The sequence below is a fragment of the Paenibacillus sp. JT22N12 genome (assembly GCF_056269365.1).
In genome coordinates, this window is sequence record NZ_JBWDNU010000006.1 from 402,135 (window position 1) to 421,336 (window position 19,202).

The window sequence follows — 19,202 nt, forward strand, 5'->3', positions numbered from 1 at the left end:
CTGCCCTCGTAAAATACGACGCCTGTTCTCCTGTTCAGCTTATGTTTTCTCTATCAGCCATTCTTTCATCAGCTGAGTTTCAATACCTGCAAGCAGCACGATGCCGATACCGTGTGTATCGTTCAAATTCCAGCCCAGATCATGCTTATAGTAAGCATGAGAATATGACCAGCTGGAGCCTTTGCATACGCCGTACAGATTCCCCCGTTTGTCGATAGTCCGCTCGCATAATCCCTGCCACCCATCCAGCGCCGCCCGGACATAAGGATCCGGGTTCTCCAGCCAGCTGCTGCGAACGCCAAGCGCGAAGCCGTATATGAACATCGAGGAGCATGAGGCTTCCTCGTACGACTCCGGATCGGTCAATACTTGATGCCACAGACCATGCTTGCCCTGCAGTCTGCGGTACCCTTCCGCCAACTCCCGATAGAAAGCCAGTATAGACGGATGGCTCGCATGCGTCTTCGGCAGTAATTCGAGCAGTACGGCCAGTGAGAAAAACACCCAGCCATTGCCCCTGCCCCAGGCCGTACGCGATGGCTTTCCATTGCGCACATCATACACATGAGACATAATCTGCTGCTCCGCCATATACAAATATTTCTTATAAAGCAGAAGCTGCCTTGCAGCTTCGTCCATGTAACGCAGATCGCCGGTAATCCCGGAATACCTGCACAGGAATGGAACGCTCATGTACATATCGTCGCACCACATCGTGTTATGCATACTTGGCGATACGCCGACCTTGCGGTACAGAGCTCCGTCCTCCATTCGATCCTGTACGTTCATGATATAGTGAGCAATATCGTCAGCCACCGCACGCGCTCCTTCAAGCGGACGGAGCCGTTCAGCCATAATGGTAAGCGTCCCGAAGGAGCCGCAGTCGTCGAGGCTGTCGATATGCGACAGCTGATTGTTCAAGCCCGCTGCTCCGAAGCGCCCGCGGTCCCATAGCGAGTATGCATAAGTCGAGGTCGCGAATTCGACATGGTCTGCGACGTAATTTGCCAGATCTTCGCGCTGCAGCAGCCGGCTCGTCCCCAGCAGTCCGGACAGCGTGACCCCAAGCGGATAATTCCAACGGCCGTACAACTCATTTTCGAGGAATGGACGCACATGCGCTCCCGGCTGATCCGTCATCCAGAAGACGTTCTTGTGCCGGCCGGCCGCCAGCTTATCGAGCTTCGGATAATCGTCCGGATCGATATTCGCTTCCGCCGGGAGCGGGCCCAGATGCAGCCACTGACCTTTGTAGCCATGCACGCGCCGCCCGGCAGCAAGTTCAACCTCCGTACCAGCAAGGTCCCGAAGCCGGAAGCCCCATCCATGATGTTCACAATAACAATGAGCAATCAGGTCGCCCCGCCCCGGGGCTGCGTCGAGGGCGAAGGAGAAGTCACCCGGCTTCCGAGCTTCATACAGCAGCTTCCCCTGCCATATGAACCGTACAGGACCATAGGCAGTTCCAGTGAGCATAACGCTCTTATTCGAAGCGGAGCGGTTGACAATCGTCGTCCATGCAAAGGAGGAACAGCCCGAATGCATGCCATAGATAAGATCCAGATGCCCTGTCCCCTCTGATCGGGCTGGAAGCCATTCCGCTCCGGTGGCGGCTTCCGTCTGATTCGTACCCGGGATGCGATCCATCGGTCGGGTCAACGGAAGCGTGTAGATCCAGCCTTCCTCTCCTTCCCGCTCAACGGAGGGAGCCAGGAAGTGCAAAGGTTTATTCTTGCGGCTGCCTGTTCCGAAGGCGGCTCCGCAGTTCCCCTCCCGGCCCCTGGCCAGCTCCAGAACGAAGTGATTCCATCCCTGCGCCAGATTCAACTTCAGCTTTAGGGGCAGCGCCTCCGAGGCTGGCTCCACTCCGGAGATCTCCTCCTCCGGGGAAGATCCGAAACGCTGAACCCCATTGTGATACAGCTTGACCTGCCCGAAGCAGCGAAGATGGAAGATGAATTCCTGCGGTTGATCGATCCACAGCCTTGCCCAGGCGTATACCCGCCTGCCTTCTCCCATGTCCGGAAACATGCGACGCGGAAATTCATACAGATGATCCGCTCCCTTGCGGATATCGCTGGTCCGCGTTACCCGGTATACCGGTTCATGTGGCGGATTGTCACCGACATAGCGCTGCGCGATGACCTTAAGCACATGCGGTATGCTCCCGCCCTCCGTCTGTGCGGCCATACTTTCGATCGCATCGAAATACCCGCTTAGATTAGCTGTCACAATACTCCTCCTCTCTGGCCGCTTAGACTTTCGCTTCGCTCCTGCGCTCCGCCTTTATCGGTACCGCTGCCCAGCACCTCCTCGATCGTGACCAGACGATGCTCCTTCACCGAGCGCCATACCGCTTCGCCCGTCGCCACCGAATAAGCGCCATCCACCGCGCCCGACAAGATGCGGTACGGCCGTCGGCGATCCTCGCCCATGAACAAGTCTTCAAGCAGCAGCGGATCTCCCCCGCCATGCCCGCCTTCCCGATGTACGACATGAATCGTTTCCTTCGAGCCGAACAATGGAAAGTAGTCGATCGTCTGCACAGGCGTAGGGAAGGGGGTTCTGCCTGGCATATGATATTCCACCGTCTCGATTCTCCCTTTCGTCCCGTTGATGGCAAGACGGTAGCCCTCATAAGGCAGCGAGAAATTAACCGAGTAACTGAGGAGCGCGCCGCCGCTGTATTTCACGGTCGCGGTATACGTATCTTCAATCTGGATATCCGAATCGAAGATGCATCGGTCAGGCCGGTAATCGGAATAGGGAAATGCCGGGGATTTCCCTGCATCGAGAGATCCCAGATGATCATCCGGCACTTCAAGATTCCGGCTGCGGGCATTCCAGCGCGAGTAATACGAGCAATCCTCGGTATGCGCGCAGGTACTGCAGAACCGGCCGTCTTCCTTCTTCGGATTCGCCTCTCCATCAGCGCCGTAATAATTCAAAGCGCCAAAGGCGAACACCTCAACCGGCTTCTGATTAATCCACCAGTTGACCAGATCAAAATGATGCGTGCTCTTGTGGACGGATAATCCGCCGGACAGCCGGCGGTCCCTGTTCCATCTTTTGAAGTAGCTGGAGCCGTGGTACGTATCCAGGTACCAGTTCAAGTCAACCGACGTTATTCTGCCAAGCTTCCCCTCCTGCACAATCTCCTTGATCTTCGTATGAATCGGGGCATAACGATAATTGAATGTCACCATAACAGAGCCCTTGCTCGCTTGTTCCGCCTCCATGACGCGCCTGCTGTCCGCTCCTGTTGTCACCATCGGTTTCTCTGTAATAACATCCAGATCACGCTCAAGGGCGGCTATCAGGTACTGTGCATGCGTGTCGTCACGACCGGCGACAATGATCACATCCGGCTTCGTCTCATCTACCATCCGGTCGAACTCACCTTCGCCGTACGTGCTGATGCCGGCATGCTCCGGGAATCTCGAACGGTAAAGCTCAAAACGCATCGGATCGCGGTCGAGCAGACCGATAAGCTCACAGCTTCCAGCGAAGGAGGTGAGGATAGGCTTGGCGAACATGCCCAGCGCACGTCCGCTCACTCCGCAGATTGCGTATCGTTTTTTCAACTGAACCCATCCTTTCAGGCATTGATGCTGTCATGCAGACAACTGCAGGTCTGGCCAGATTGCGGCATTGCCGCAGACCGCTTATTTCTTCACCTTGGCATACCATTCCTGGGCGCGCTTGGTAACCGTATCTCCTCCAGCTTTATTCCAGCGGTCCACGAACTCGTCAAATTTCTCAAGCGGCCATTCTCCAATAACGATCTTCGTCAGATACTCCTGGAACAGCTTGTGTGATTGAATATCCGGGAAGCCTTCGTACACCGTATTCGGCAATCCGTCGCCTGCGATCCGGTGCGCGTCTGCCGTGCTGACAGTGAAGATATCCTGAACCATCTTCTGCATGTCTTCCGGAATCGTCTCCTTAATCCGGATGTCCATATCCTCTTTCGTCGTCAGATTGCGCATCCCAAGCGCGATCGGGCGGCTGTCCTCTGGCGGAAGCACAACCTTCTTGCCATTTACGACTTCATGCTGCTGCCCCTCGATGCCAAAGCGAATGAATTCATCATTGCTTTGATCATAGAAGAAATCGAGCAGCTTAAGTGAATATTCCGCTTTATCCTTAGCGACAGTCGGGATCATCCACTCCGGCTCACCCATGCTCTTCTGCGTAACGAATCCTTCAAAACCCTCTGCCTTCGGCATCGGCATGCCGACGACATAAGCATCCGGCGCACCCTTGAGCATCGCAGTATAACGATCCCGGAGGTTGGCGGGAAGATGATACCAGCTTCCAACCAGATTATTGTTGATTTTGGCCTGCCAAACATCGCCTTTGTTCAGGAATGTCTCATTGTCCAACAGCTTCTCTTCGTAAAGCTCACGAATAAAAGCGATAGCAGCCTTCATATTTTTCGTAACGCCCGCGTATTGGATTTCCCCTTCATAGACATCCCATTCCGGAACGCCTTCCCACATCGCGACACCATAAATGCCGAACAGGTGGTCCATCCACTTGCCGAACTCGCGGCCCGTGGTAGGCAGCTCATCCGCTTTGCCATTGCCGTTCGGGTCCTTATCCCGGAATGCCCGCAGTACTTCCTTATACTCCTCTGTTGTTTTCGGCATTGACAATCCTACCTTATCAAGCCAATCCTGACGGATCATCGGCGCCCGCTCGGGAACAAGGAACACCTTGGGCACGTAATAGATGTGGCCGTCCGGGGAAGCTGACCGTACGATATCCCATGCTTCTTCCGGAATGTTCTTCCAAACATTAGGCGCATACTTAGGCAGCAGATCATCGAGCGGCAAAGCACCGCCTTGCTTGATCAGCGTCTGCTCTACGCCTCCAATCGGGCGCAGTATGTCAGGCAGATCATCGGACGCAATCATCAGATTCAGAAATTCTGTCGGCTCCGAGCCCGGGGCCGTCGTGATCAGCTCATATACGACGCCCGTCTTCTCTTCCACATATTTCACATGCTCATTATTACTGTCGGGAATGGTCCCTACGCCCATATGGCTTTTGAATACCTTCACCGTAACAGGCTGGTCCTTCTCCTCATTCCCTCCCGAAGCTGCCGGCTTTTCTCCGCTGTTAGAGCAGCCGGTAACGAGTGAAATTACAAGCAGCGACGCCAAAACGGATCCTTTGACCGACCTTCCAAATACATGCTTCATCATGATTTCAGCCTCCCTTTTCCATTAATAAAAGCTATATATCAAGCCGGCGAACCGGCTTCATAACTCTCCCAAGATAAGACGAACTACTCTTTCAAGGACCCGAGCATAGAACCTTTTACGAAATATTTCTGCAAATAAGGGTATACGAGAACAATCGGTATGGTGGCGAACAAGATTGTAGCCGCTTTCAAGGTTGTCGTATTGAAATCGTAATCACCCAGAACCAGATTGACTGCCGCCAGCTCCTCCGGCGAAGTCAGATAAGCGCGAAGCTTCGTTTGCAGCGGCCATTTCTCCGGATCGCGAATGAACAGCACCGCCCGTTGAAAGGTATTCCAATAGCCAACCGCATAAAACAGGCTTACGGTCGCCATCACCGGCTTCGAGAGCGGCAAATAAATCCGGATTAACAGACCGGCCTCATTGCAGCCATCGATTCGTGCAGAATCATCAAGCTCTTTTGGGATGCCCATAAAGAAGGTACGGATAATGATCATATTGAACGTGCCGATCACCCCGGGCAAAATGAGCGACCACAACGAGTTCATCAGGCCCAGCTCGCGAACCGTCAGAAAGAACGGGATCATCGGCGCATTGAAGATCATCGTAATGATAATGCCGAGCATGATCGGCTTGCGCAAGAGAAATTGCCGATGCGACAGCGGATACGCCGTCAGCACCGAGAACAGCATGCTCAGTAAAGTACCCGCCACCGTAATATACACGGTGATGCCAAACGACGTCCACAGCCCCCTGTTCTGCAAAATGTGCGACCAGGATGCCGTCGTGAATTCAACGGGAAACAGGAACACCAGCTTGGAATCCGCCGCGATTGGCGAACTGAAGGATACGGCCAGCAGCTGAATAAGCGGCAGCAGCATCGTCGCCGCGGCTGCGATCAGAAATGCATAGTTGATTAATTGGAATAGTTGATCTCCTTTAGTCCGTTTCATCACCACAACCCCTGTTCTGTTTTTCGGGCCATCCGGTTAAAGATCCACAAGAGGATGAAGCCAATCCCCGACTGGAATAATCCGATTGCTGTCGTTACGCTATACTGCCCCTGCAGCACCCCTGCCCGGTATACATACGTCTCGATAATATCTCCGACCGAATATGTCATCGGCGTCAATAAATTATAGATCTGATCAAATCCAAGCTCCAGGAAATTGCCGATATTCAGCAGGAACAGCACCAGTATGGTTGGGAACATCGTAGGCAGCGTAATATGGAACGTCTGCTTCCACCGGTTTGCTCCGTCCATGACAGCCGCTTCATACAGGCTCGGATTAATGCCGGCAATGGCAGCCAGGTAGATGATCGTCCCCCAGCCCACATCCTTCCAAATGCCGGATATGACGACGATGGTGCGGAAATATCGCTGCTCCTGCATGAACAGGATCGTATCCAATCCGAACCAGCCGCGCATCATATTGAGGACGCCCTGACTTGACAGCAATTCGAATACGATGCCCCCAACGACGACCCAGGATAAAAAGTGCGGGAGATAGAATAAACTTTGCATCACCCGCTTGGCCAGCATCACCCTGACTTCATTAAATAGAAGAGCGAGGATGATCGGAGCCGGAAAACCGAATACAAGCTGATAAAAGGCGATTGTCGCCGTATTCCTCATAACTAGATAAAAGTCTCTATACGTGAAAATAAATTTGAAGTTGTCCAATCCGACCCATGAGCTTGAGAGCATGCCTTTGAAAATCTGGTAGTCCTGAAACGCGATGACGCTTCCGGCCAGCGGTAAATACTTAAATACAAGATAGTAGATGACGCCGGGCAGTATCATTACATAGAGCATCCAATATTTTCGCATATTTACGATGTAACGATTCCCGGTCAGGTTGAACCTTCCTGCCGGCGTACGGGTGGAGCCGGGCTCCAATGGATTGTGCACTTTGGCCATCATGAACCTCCTTCGCTTCTTGTACCGCCATCTTACCTGTTCAAGAGCCCCCATAACAATTGATCATTTCTCCATGTGATGAACAAATCCATGATTTCGCCCAATTTGGAAGATTCGCGCATTCAAACTGCAATAAGGGGATGAGCAAATGCTGATAGCCACTGGCGGATGCTCTTCTTAAATAAACGTAAAAAAGCCGCAGCAGCAAGGCTTCAGCGGATTGGTTGATGCTGTGGCGGATTGGTTGGTAATGAGAGCCGCCTTGGGGAATTGCGACATAAGGCTAATGATGAATGGAATGGCAAGCATCCAGAAAAAAGTGGCCGTACAGAACTTTTCTAGTTCTGACTGCCACTTTTTATCGGCTATGCCTGTAGAGACTCGCTGCTAAGTTACTCTTAGCTTATCGGACCATTAGCTGCAGTGTCATGCCATTAATTTTTATAATTCAGGCCAGGGTAATAATGATCATCGAATGTTTTGCCTTGCCATGCAAAGAAGTTATCGAATAATTTCTTTGCAGCAGGCTCCAGCTTCTCGTCCAGCCTCATTTCATCATACCATCCTTTGAATTGATTCAGACGTTTCGTTCCCACCTCATAATCCGAGCTTGCTATGATGTAATGCAGGGTACGCCTTCTGGTGCTGGAGGACGCTTTTCCCCGGTGCAGCACCGCGGCATGCATAAACATGGCGTCCCCAGGCTCAAGCGTGCATACCAGTTCATTCGTAATATCCTCTACGCTGCGGTATTTCGTATCTTCCTCTTCTGTCAAAGGCCGAAGATGCGACCCCGGCACAAGACGAAAACTTTCATCATGGTACAATGCGGTGTTGAATTGAATATAGGCCTGTGTCCCGTCCTCCGAGTAGATGTCCTTCGGACCGTCCCGATGCCAGCCCAAATCGTAGTTTGCCCGGACCGGAGACCAGATGGCCTTCAGCCCGCTGATGCGAAGATCGTCGCCAAGGATACTTCCTAAAGAGGTTAATAGCTTCGTGTTGTTTAAATAATCCGTAAACGCGGGCTCATACAAGTCGGGGTGCAGCAGGAAATCGCAGCCCCAGCTTTCTTTATCGTTGCCTTGAATGAGGCGGGTATTATACTTCTCACGGCCAGGGTGCGCACGGACCTTCTCTACCATACGTTCGTAGGCTTCCCTGTATTCGGGAAGCTTCGTTTGGGGAATCACATCCCTCACAATGGTATATCCGTCCGAATAGAATTGCTTGATTTGCGAATCTGCCAGCATGTTTGAAAACTCCCTTCGATTCCCGAATGTTTATTCCTTATAGGGCAAGTTGGGATACCATTCGTCGTTTATCGTCCTGCCTTCCCAGTTCAAGAAATTGCGGAAGAGCTTCCTGGCCGTGGGAGCCAATTGTTCGTCCAGGCGCAGTTCCTCGTACCAGCCTTTGAACTGCTTTAACAGCGCTGTCCCGATGGGCAGATCCGTCCGTGCCAGAATATAGTGGAAGGTTCTGCGCATATCGGTGCGCGGCGATTTCCCCCTGTGCAGCACCATCGAATGCATGAACAGCACGTCGCCGGGTTCCAGGACACAAACCAGCTGCCCCGGCAAATCGTCAACGCCTACTCGCACCTGCGCAAGCTCCGTCTCCGTCAGCGGTCTGCGATGCGAACCCGGAACAAGCCGGAAGCTGTCGTCGCGGTATAAGGCCGTATTGAATTGAAGATGCTTCTGGGAGCCATCCTCGGAGTAAATCTCCTTGAGTCCGTCCCGATGCCAGAAGAGATCGTAATCCACTCTCTCAGGGGACCAAAGCGCCTTCAGCCCTTCCACGCGGAGATCGCTCTCCAAAATGCTGGACAAAGAGGAGAGCAGCTTCTCATTGTTAAGATAATCGGTAAATGCGGGCTCGTATAGATCGGGGTGCAGCAGGAAATCGCAGCCCCAGCTTTCCAATTCACTGATCGCGTTCGGGTTCTTCCTGTCGATATTCTTGACAAGACGCGTATTATAACGCTCCCGGCTGGGATTGGCGCGAACCTTTGTTACCATGCGTTCAAAGGCTTCACGATATTTCGGGAGCTCCTCCTGCGGTATGACATCTTTGACGATGCAGTACCCTTCTTCGTACCATTGATCCAATTGTTCTTTGGTCAGCATATTTTGCGTTCTCCCCCTACTGTTTGGATTTCACGAAAGCATCCAGCTGCGCTTTCAATTCCTGGTCGATTTTCTCGAACCCCGCCTTCATGGCCTGATCTTTGAATTCGGCCAAGGTTTCATCAACGTTGTTGACCAAACCGAGATCCAGAAGAGGACCGTACTTCGCTTCAAGCGACATGAAGGTGGCCAGCTCGGATTTGACTTTGGCTGGATCGAATTTAAAGCCCTCCGTAACCGGATGGACGGTTTTCGGTACCCAGGCTTCCTGCATTTGCGCGACTGCGGGATTTTCTCCCACAAGCGTACGCAGGTTTTCCGAATTGTTTACGCCCCAGGTCCCGTTCTGTCCGCCTTTAAACTTGTCAAAATCAGGACCCGGTTTATACTTGTCATCGCCCTCTGCGATCCAGTGCTTGCCCTCTACCCCGTAGATAAAGAGTTCATTGTAGGCTTTATCGAACTTCAGCTTATCGAGCAGTATAAAGCTGCGCTCGACGTTCTGGGAGGTATAGGCAACCGCCATGCCATCATTCGTATACAAGCCCAATTGTTTAATAGAGCCGGGTGTAACATCGTAAATTTCAGGCTTCCATTCCGGATGCTCCTGAAGGACCTTATCCGCCGAGACAGCCAGGGTGCCAATATTCCATACCATGGATGCGGAAGTGCCGCTCTCAAACGCATCCCTTGCTTCCGTTTTATTGACGAGCGCGTTCTTGGACCAGTAGCCGGAATCTGCCCAGGATTTCATCTTCTTCGCCCAATCCGGATAATCCGGCTGAAAGAAATTGTAACTCACTTTATCGACCGAGAACGTCTCGCCTTCTTTGTATAAATAGGAAAACTCTCCAACCCCGACCATCGTCGTATATACGGTCACATTGTTGCGCGCCTGGCCGAAGGTTATGCTTTTGGAATCGTTGTCGAGCGAATTGGCAAGCGGGAATATGCCTTTTTCATTTGCCGCAACCGCCTTATAGTAGTTCTCCAAATCATTGACCGACTGAAGCTCCGGAAGGCCATATTTTTCCCTCAAATCACCCCTGATCAGAACGGCGGATTCTCCGGTGTATGTCGCGTTGCTGCGCGGAACAAAGTACAGTTTGCCGTTAAGCCTGCCCTGATCCAAAGATACTTTGTCTTGTTTCTCCGCCGTGAGCGGCAAGTACTTCTCCAGGATATCGTCCGTTACTTCTACGAATGCCCCTTTGGCGGCTTCCTGCTGGTAAAGCGCCCAATCCGACGTATAGATCAGATCCACATTCTCACCGGACGCCAGAATCAGCGGATACTTCTGCTGCCAGTCGCTCCATGGCAAATATTCGATTGTCATCTCAGCATTTAAATCCCGGAGGATCAATTTGTTCAATTCCGCCAGAACGACATCGCCATCCGCAGGCTTGTCGCCCAGCAGATACATCTTTAAATTGACTTTCTTCGAAAGGTCAACCCCGCTTGCTGATTGTCCTCCGTCCGCCGGTTGATTGCCGTTGCCCGACTTCTCGTTCGCGGGCGGCGATTTTCCGGAATTATCGCCGCTGCCAGTGCAAGCGGTCATTAAAGAAATCAAAAACAACATAATTACCAATACGGTCTTGCGCGTCCTTGAAATCCTTTTCATCTTTACGGCCTCCTATTGGATTCATGATAGATGTATGGTAATGCCGGTATTACCCTTTGACCGCCCCGATGGTCAAACCCTTCACAAAATATTTCTGAACAAAGGGATAGAGCAGAAAGATCGGTCCCGTCACAATAATCGTCAGAGCCATCTTGATGGATTCTGTCGGGAAGGAATCAACCACCATGCCGGATGCCGCCATGACCATGCGCAGCGATTCGATGCTGGCAAGCAAATTATAGAGCAGGTATTGAAGCGTGTAGAGCTTCGGGTCGGATATGAAGATCAAGCTCGCGAACCAGTCATTCCAATAGAACAGTGATGTAAATAACCCGATTGTGACGATAACCGGTGTGGATAACGGAATGATAAGCTGCATGAATATGCGGAAATCTCCGGCTCCGTCCATTTTGGCTGATTCCGTGATTTCATGGGGCACGCTCATCATAAAGCCTTTCACGAGCAGAATGTTCCATACGGAAATCAATGTCGGCACGAACAGGGCAAGCAACTGATTTTTCATGCCCAAATATTTAATGCAGAGAATGTACCACGGCACAAGTCCGCCATTAAACAGCATCGTGAAGAAGAAGTAGAAGGAAAAGTAGTTACGCCACTTGAAGTCCTTGCGGTGAAGGACATAACCGGTCATGGTGTTGAGAAAAACCGCGAGTCCCGTACCTGCAATCGTGACGAACAAAGTAACCCCGTAAGCCCGGATAATGATCCATGGATTCTGGAACACGAAACGGTAGGCCTCCATGGAGAAATCCCTGGGAAATAGAGTAAACCCGTTCGTTTGAATGTATCGCTCGCTTGTTAACGATGAAGAGATCACCATAATAAACGGAATGATGCAAAGCACCGCGAAGATGGTAACTAAGGTATAGCCAACCGCATTGAAGATAAGCTGATCTTTCGTCTTCACTCTCACATGAGCAGCCTCCTAGAACAGCGCATAATCCTTGTTCGCCTTTTTCACAATAGAGTTCGTGATCAGAATCGTGATGAAGCACATAACGGATTGGTAGAAGCCCGCCGCCGATGCCATGCCGATATCCCCCGTGTTCACCAGCGCCCGGAATACGAACGTATCGATGATATCCGTTGCATCGAATAACGCGCCGTTATTGCCGACCAGGTTATAGAACAGCCCGAAATCTCCCCTGAAAATTTGACCGATGGCAAGCAAGGTAAGAATCATTATGGTTGGAAAGATGGATGGGATTGTAATATGGAAGGTCTTCTTAAAGATATTCGCTCCATCGATTTCGGCGCTTTCGTAGATTTGCTGATCGATTCCGACGATTGCCGCGAGATATATGACCGTACCGTAGCCGACAATTTTCCAGGCGTTGAAGAAGACCAGGAGATACTTCCATAATTCCGGCGTGTTGTAGACGTTGACAGGTTCCATGCCAATGCCTGTCAATATGCCGTTCAGGATACCGTGCTCGAAGTTCAGCAAATTGTAAACGATCGAGGCTACAACGACCCATGAAATAAAGAAGGGTAAAAACATCGCCGACTGTACCATTTTCTTATAGCGTTTACCGGCTATCTCGCTCAAAATGATGGCAAATCCGACCTGGAGGATGATCGTCGAGAACATAAAAACGAGGTTATATAAAACCGTATTGCGCGTGACCAGAAGAGCCTGCCCTGATTTAAAAAAGAATAAAAAGTTATCCAGTCCCACCCAGGGACTGTTAAAGATGCCCAGACGGTAGTCGAACTGCTTGAACGCCATCACCAAACCGATCATCGGGAAATAAGCGAACACAAGGATCAGGAGAAATGCCGGCAACAGCATCAACAGCAGCGTTTTGTCCTTTTTTAATGTTTTCCATAAGCCCCAGCGTCTTTTGCGCTGAATTGACAACGCTTTCATATCTGGATTTTCAACTTGAGCAATCTGGGCTTCGTTATCCACCTCTTTCCCTCCAATGCTCTTAATGTCGTGTAACTGCTACTATCGTAACAATGATACCAGAACGGGTAAATCGTATTATTCATTGAATAAGGGTAAATTCTTTCGGCATTGCTTGTGCATCCAGCCGTCTCGTCAGCATTCCGTCAGATCCACGGAACGGACAGCCGGAATATGGATTTCAACTGTCGTTTCGACGCCCTCCACGCTTCGGAACACCAATCCGTACGCATCCCCGAAACGCTGCGAAATACGCAGCTTAACGTTCTTCACCCCATACCCGCTCCCCGAGCCGCTTAATGTCTCCCCCCTGGCAATCCCCAGCAGCTGTTCTTCTTTCATTCCGATGCCGTCGTCTTTGACGCAGATAATAAGGTCCGAGCCTTCTTTTCTCCCCGTCACCACTATCTCCCCCGTTCGGCTCGCCCGTTCCAGAATACCGTGATAGATCGCATTCTCTACAATCGGCTGCAGCGTAATTTTGGGAATGATATATGCCATCACATCTTCATGTACATCGATGCGGAATGAAATTTTGTTCTCGAACCGCATGTTCTGGATTTCCATATAGAAGGATATATGACTAAGCTCGTCACGAATCGTTATCATATCCTTCCCGTTATTGAGGCTGAGCTTGTAGAACCTGCTGAGCGCTTTAATGACACGATGGATATCCTTCTGCATCCCCCTGGCAGCCATCCAATTGATCAGATCCAGTGTATTGTACAGGAAATGGGGATTGATCTGGGATTGTAAAGCCTTTAGTTCGGCATTCTTCACCTCCTGTCCCAGTTTGAACTGCTCCTGGTTCATCTGCTCGATTCGGTGGATCATCAAATTGTAAGTATGAACCAATTCACCGATCTCGTCTTTCCCCCCCATTCGATTCAATGCGATCAAGCCGCCCTTCTCGATGTTTCGTAAACGTCTTATTAGTTGGGATATTCGCCGCGTAATTGAATGCGCGAGCCAGAAGGCGAACAGGTAAGCGATTGTCGCGATGGCAACGACCCAAAGATACAGATCATATTTGAGCTTTGCGCTCCCGGAAACGATTTCTTGCAAGGGGATTGACGTGACCATTGCCCAGTGCGAGGACGGAATCGAATGATAAAGATAATAGCGGTCACCCCTATGAACCGATGCCGATTGGAATTCCGAATCCGGCACAGGCAGGTTTGGCAGGTGAATCAAATCCGTCTCGGAGACGGATGAGACAATAATCCGGTCGTCCGATGATACCAAATAGCTGACGCTATCCTTGACCACATTGGCACCGTTAAGAATTGTCTGGATCGTGGTGTTATCGATCTCAAGGCTTACGCGGGCAACCGGCAGCAAATAATTGTTGGAATGACGAATGTAACGAGTCAGATAAATGTGTCCATCGCTGGTTCCCGTTTCATATCCCAATTCAGACGGGGTACACCATAGATAGGCCATCTTCTCCGTTTTCATTTTTCGCAGGCATTCGGAGTCCGATCCCGAAACCAGGGGATAGAAGTTTTGATGATCCGAGGCATAAATAAGGTCATCCGGCACGTATAGAGCGACCCGCGACACATCTTTGTTCTGCAATGCGCGCAAAAATTGTTTTAATGAAGTATAGTCATCCAACTGCCGGTTTACGGTGGACCTCGCCGAATCTTCCATCGCCTGGACGACCGGGCCATTGACCACGATTACATCCGTCGTTTCTGACATTTTATCCAGCTTGTAGCTGAGGAAGGAGAATGTCTGCTCGAATCCCTGTTTGGCCGAGTAGTAAATATGCTGCTCCAGCAAGCCGGACATTTTATCCGAAGCAAGCCACTGAAACAGCCCGAGCGGGATGACGATCAGGACAAGATAGGATAGCAATATTTTGTGGCGCAGCTTCATGTCATACAAGAGTTTGTGATATAGGCTCCGCATAGGCTTCATATTAATCCTTCCCTGTATTCCGTAGGCGTCATGCCAACCATCTTGCGGAATACCTTGGCAAAATAATTGCTGTTGCTGTAGCCGACAAGCACAGCGATTTGCTGGATCGTCAGCTTGGAGTCAGACATGAGGGATTTGGCCTTATTAATGCGGTATTCGGTTAAATATCCGTTGATTGTTTGATTCGTGTGCAGCTTAAACAAGCTGCACAAGTATGCCGGAGTCAAAAAAGTATGTCCGCATATCTTTTGAATGGACAGCGCTTCGTCCGCGTATGATGCCTGGATATAACGGATCACTTCCCTGACGATTCGCCTTGTCCCTTTCTGCTTTTGAAACTCATCGAAGTGGCGATGGAGCGTCTGCAGTGCGAAGTCGACAATGTCGTGAAGCGATACAAAGCGATTGAGAATGTCCCAATACAGCGAATGGTCCGTTTCATGGCCGCACCACTTCTCATTGTCTTCAAAGAGTGGCGTAAGCAGCTTGAAGAAATAATACTTCGTCGATTCGACTGGCGTCTGGTCATGCAGCCTTAGATCGACCGCCAAATCGACAAGAATTTGTTCTGCTTTGGATTGCTTCTCCAAGGCTATGCAATCCGCGAAAATACCAGGCATGGAAGGATCGAAGACGATCACGGGGGTCATTTCCGTCCGTGTTAACACGGAACCGCTTGCGTGGTAAAAAGAAGCAGGAAGCAGCGAGTGTGCTTGCTTGTATGATTGGAAAATTTGCTCCATTTCACCGACCGGATCTCCGCAGGCAATGGTCAGATGGAGCTGCTCGGAATTCGCCGCGGACAGCAGTTCGGCTAAGGCCACGAGCATACTTGTGGGAATCGGTGACCGCATGTTTAACAGATGGCATACCATAGCCTGGCCATCCTTCAAAACGGACAGGCATTCGTAACCTTTCCCGATGAAAAACGCTTCTGCCTCATGATTGATCCGCATGCGTATCGACATCCATTCCGAATCCGTCCAGCCGCTTTGGCGGGGATCAAATCTCACGATGACCGTCCGAAAAAAACCTCGCCTCGGCAATGCAAGTCCAGCCGTGCGCGCCCTGGCCAGAAGATGCTCAATATCGGATTTGCCGGTCATAAGCTGCGACGCAATTTCCGCCTTAATCAGCGGGATGCTCTCAAGCAGTGTACGGTTCAGCTCGGAAACACGCTGTTTGTTCAACTGTTCTTCCAGCCTGAGATTTACGGCCGTTTGCAGGGCTTCTTTCAGCTCGTCAAAATCGATCGGCTTTTCAATATAGTTAAGCGCTTTCAATTGTATGGCCGATTTTAAATATTCCTTGTCCGTAAATCCGCTCATGAATATGATCTTGCAGTCCGGCAGCAGAACCCGGACTCTGGCCGCAAATTCAATTCCGTCCATGAGCGGCATGCGCACGTCCGTCAAGATTATATCAGGCTGAAAGGCGTCCAGCTTTTCGATTGCGGTGATTCCGGAGTCCGCCAGCTCGATCTGTTGAATAGACAGCCCGCCCTCGATACTTCCCGCGATTCCCTCTCTCGTCATTTTCTCATCGTCGACAACCAACAGCTTCAAGCTTCTCCCCCCTTTTTTGGAGAACTCAGGCTAACCTGCGAAACTTCTGCTGCGGACTGTAAATAACAACACTTGTACATAGAGAGCACGCCTATCATCCGTTATAAAGCGCTTGCATTATTTAATATAACGTTTTATATTCCAGGAGAAAAGGCGTAAATTCCGAATGCCCGCAATTTGACTGTCCTGCATCATTCCATTCATTCCATTCGCTTTACTCCTTTTTTGCCTGAATAATCGTTTGCGCAGCCTTCAAACCCGCTGCTTCCACCCGTACTATGATCGATCCCGATTGAGAGTCGGACTGAACGATTGCCAGGCACATGCCGCCGTAAGTTGATCTGATATTCGATTTGAAGGACTCGTGGCTCTCCGGATTCCCGTTATCTGCCCCGATCAGGAGTCCCGCTCCTTCCACCGTGACAATAACCGGACAATCGGAGGTCCGCACAAGTTTGCCCTGATCGTCCACCAAACGAACCGTGATGTGCGCGACATCCATACCGTCCGCCGAAATCTGGTCGCAGTCAGCAGCTGCTTCGATCCGTACCGGCTTGCCGGTCGTCGCCATCTCCGCAGCACAAACCTCTATGCCATCCCGGGTTCCGACAAATTCAAGCCGTCCCGGCTCGTAAGGAACGTCCCAGGTCAGGTGCAGATCCGAGGTTGTGGCATGAATGAAGTGCTTGTCGTAATGGCCGTACCGTTTTGTCATCCCTTGCAGAGGGAACTCGCAGTTCTTTACGCCATATGATTTGCCGTTCACGAACAATTCGACTGTATCGCAATTCGTGTAACACAGAACCGGAATAATCTCTCCTTCGTATCCCTCCCAGTTCCAATGGGGAAATGGATGTATCATCGGCTCCGTCGTCCATTGGCTTTGGTAGAAATAATAGCCGTCCTTCGGAAAACCGCACATGTCGAGGACGCCTGAGCTGCTGTTCTTGTTCGGCCAGTGCGCTTCGCCTAAATGATCGATTCCGGTCCACATGAAGTCGCCTGCCACGTAATCGTGCGTTCGCGTAAATTTCCAAAGCCGTTCGGCACGGATCATGCCCGAATAATAGGGGGGATTTCGCCAAGGCGCAGCTTCATCCTTCCTCGTATCCGCCATAAGCGGTTGACGCAAGCGATAATCCGCCCTTGTGCTGCGCACGGTTGAGTGTTCGCTTCCGATGATTTTCATCCTCGGATATTGGAGCCTGTCTTCCGCATAGAAGGTTTCAGTCCGTCCGCGCCATCTGTTTACATAATTATAGCCCACCACATCCAGCAGTTCGAAGAACGATTCCGCTGCCGCATTAATGTCCGCGCTGATATTATCGCAAGCTAACGTAACCGGACGGGTCGCGTCCTCCCTGCGGCATACCTCAATGAGCTTCTTCAAAATTTCGGGACCGACGGATTGCGACTGCTCCGGTATTTCGTTGCCGACGCTCCATAGTATGATGGAAGGGTGATTCCGATCCCGACGAAGCATGGAAGTCAAGTCGCGTTCCCACCATTCATCGAAATATTTATAATAGCCGAATGCCATCGATCCGCTCTTGGCCTTGGAATGCGTCCATTCGTCGAACGCTTCGTCCATGACGAAGAAGCCCATCCTGTCACATAGATCCAGCAATTCGGATGAAGGAGGATTGTGGCTCATCCTGATGGCATTGCAGCCCATCTCCTTCAGCAGGCGGAGCCTTCTTTCCCAAACCCTGTCTGGAACGGCCGCACCGACGCAGCCGCCGTCATGGTGCAGGCATACCCCGTTCAGCTTCACTCGTTTGCCATTGAGAATAAAGCCGCGATCGGCATCAAACGAAATGGAACGAAAACCGAAAGGCGTCGCGGTCTCATCTGTTAAGCGGTCTCCCACCCATAAAGACGATTTCAGCGTATACATGTATGGATTTACGTCCGACCACAGCTTCGGATTGTTTATCTGGAGCTCCAGGGTCATGTCATGCGTATCCCCGGCAATAAAAGCACCTGTCTGCTTCGATGCAAGGGTATTCCCATCCGCATCGGCGATTTCAGATTTCAGGCGTGCGTACTGACTCTCTCCGAGCTCATTTATAATTCTCGTTGTCACCTTAGCCACGGCCAAAGTCTCCGAAACGTCCGGGGTGGTTACGCAGACACCCCAATGATCGATTCTCGCACGTCCGGCGCGGATCAGCCAAACATGTCGATATATGCCCGAACCCGTGTACCAGCGCGAGTTTGGCTGTTCCGAATTATCAACTCGAACCGCCATCGTATTGCTCCGTCCATCCCAATGCAAGTAAGGCGTCAAATCATAATGAAAGCTGACATAACCGTTCGGCCGTTTGCCCAGACAGCATCCGTTGATCCAAACCTCGCTGTTCATGTATACGCCGTCGAATCTGACGGAGACGTTATGCTCCTTCCAGTCCTCGGGAATAGAGAAGCGCTTTCGGTACCATCCGATCCCTGCAGGCAAATAAGCACCGTCGCCCCCTGCCGGGTGATCAATGGCGAATTCCCCTTCCACGCTCCAATCGTGGGGAAGATTCAACGTTCTCCAGCCCGTATCGGGAAAATCCTCCGCGGATGCCCCTTCCGTATCGCCGAGGCGGAATTTCCAGTTGTTGTCCATCCGTTCCGTAATCCGAACCGGCTTCGCCTGTTGATTCATCATAATACGCTTTCCCTCCTTCATTCTTCTGAAATGGAAGATTCCCAGACATTCAAGTCTTCAATTAATCCCACATTTATGTCTGGAAGCTATCTCATTTAAATCATAACATTCACCCCATTTCCATGTAATAGCGCTTTCTTCTCATTATGGGTAATATTATCTCTTAAGATGGCCGCCCATATCGATACCGGCATCAAGAGAGAGTTGTGGTGATTCGTTCGCGCCTTACTCATGTATATCT

Annotated in this window: 13 protein-coding genes; all 13 read right to left on the bottom strand. The window is 51.0% G+C overall.

What is annotated here, in order from left to right:
• Nucleotides 1–39 precede the first annotated feature (39 nt).
• The 13 genes from AC0YOA_RS23100 to AC0YOA_RS23160 all read right to left on the bottom strand — a co-directional run bounded on the left by AC0YOA_RS23100 (nt 40) and on the right by AC0YOA_RS23160 (nt 18,961).
• A complete protein-coding gene (locus tag AC0YOA_RS23100) occupies nt 40–2,232 on the bottom strand; it encodes a glycoside hydrolase family 88/105 protein (RefSeq protein WP_475788624.1) in 2,193 nt (730 codons plus the stop codon).
• The gene (locus tag AC0YOA_RS23105; protein ID WP_475788625.1) at nt 2,229–3,584 is read right to left on the bottom strand and encodes a Gfo/Idh/MocA family protein; all 1,356 of its coding nucleotides are present in this window, start codon (nt 3,582–3,584) and stop codon (nt 2,229–2,231) included. The genes AC0YOA_RS23100 and AC0YOA_RS23105 overlap by 4 nt, the downstream gene beginning before the upstream one ends.
• Before the next feature lie 81 nt (nt 3,585–3,665).
• Nucleotides 3,666–5,210: an extracellular solute-binding protein gene (locus AC0YOA_RS23110; protein ID WP_475788626.1), complete on the bottom strand. Its 1,545-nt coding sequence runs from the start codon at nt 5,208–5,210 to the stop codon at nt 3,666–3,668.
• Nucleotides 5,211–5,293: 83 nt separating this feature from the next.
• On the bottom strand, nt 5,294–6,163 hold the full coding sequence (locus AC0YOA_RS23115) for a carbohydrate ABC transporter permease (protein WP_475788627.1): 870 nt from the start codon (nt 6,161–6,163) through the stop codon (nt 5,294–5,296).
• Complete coding sequence (locus tag AC0YOA_RS23120) at nt 6,163–7,041, bottom strand: ABC transporter permease (RefSeq protein ID WP_379113669.1); 879 nt, start codon at nt 7,039–7,041, stop codon at nt 6,163–6,165. The genes AC0YOA_RS23115 and AC0YOA_RS23120 overlap by 1 nt, the downstream gene beginning before the upstream one ends.
• Before the next feature lie 524 nt (nt 7,042–7,565).
• Nucleotides 7,566–8,384: a phytanoyl-CoA dioxygenase family protein gene (locus AC0YOA_RS23125; RefSeq protein ID WP_475788628.1), complete on the bottom strand. Its 819-nt coding sequence runs from the start codon at nt 8,382–8,384 to the stop codon at nt 7,566–7,568.
• A gap of 30 nt (nt 8,385–8,414) precedes the next feature.
• Nucleotides 8,415–9,263 (bottom strand): phytanoyl-CoA dioxygenase family protein, encoded by an 849-nt coding sequence (locus tag AC0YOA_RS23130; RefSeq protein ID WP_475788629.1) that lies wholly within the window; start codon nt 9,261–9,263, stop codon nt 8,415–8,417.
• A gap of 16 nt (nt 9,264–9,279) precedes the next feature.
• Nucleotides 9,280–10,887: a DUF3502 domain-containing protein gene (locus AC0YOA_RS23135; RefSeq protein WP_475788630.1), complete on the bottom strand. Its 1,608-nt coding sequence runs from the start codon at nt 10,885–10,887 to the stop codon at nt 9,280–9,282.
• A 49-nt stretch (nt 10,888–10,936) separates the two neighbouring features.
• Nucleotides 10,937–11,821: a carbohydrate ABC transporter permease gene (locus AC0YOA_RS23140; RefSeq protein WP_379113657.1), complete on the bottom strand. Its 885-nt coding sequence runs from the start codon at nt 11,819–11,821 to the stop codon at nt 10,937–10,939.
• A gap of 12 nt (nt 11,822–11,833) precedes the next feature.
• Nucleotides 11,834–12,820 carry an ABC transporter permease gene (locus tag AC0YOA_RS23145; protein WP_475788631.1) on the bottom strand — a complete coding sequence of 329 codons (987 nt, stop codon included), beginning with the start codon at nt 12,818–12,820 and terminating at the stop codon, nt 11,834–11,836.
• A 132-nt stretch (nt 12,821–12,952) separates the two neighbouring features.
• Nucleotides 12,953–14,740: a cache domain-containing sensor histidine kinase gene (locus tag AC0YOA_RS23150; protein ID WP_475788632.1), complete on the bottom strand. Its 1,788-nt coding sequence runs from the start codon at nt 14,738–14,740 to the stop codon at nt 12,953–12,955.
• A complete protein-coding gene (locus AC0YOA_RS23155; protein ID WP_475788633.1) occupies nt 14,737–16,305 on the bottom strand; it encodes a response regulator in 1,569 nt (522 codons plus the stop codon). The genes AC0YOA_RS23150 and AC0YOA_RS23155 overlap by 4 nt, the downstream gene beginning before the upstream one ends.
• Nucleotides 16,306–16,519: 214 nt before the next feature.
• Nucleotides 16,520–18,961: a glycoside hydrolase family 2 TIM barrel-domain containing protein gene (locus AC0YOA_RS23160; RefSeq protein WP_475788634.1), complete on the bottom strand. Its 2,442-nt coding sequence runs from the start codon at nt 18,959–18,961 to the stop codon at nt 16,520–16,522.
• Nucleotides 18,962–19,202 lie beyond the last annotated feature (241 nt).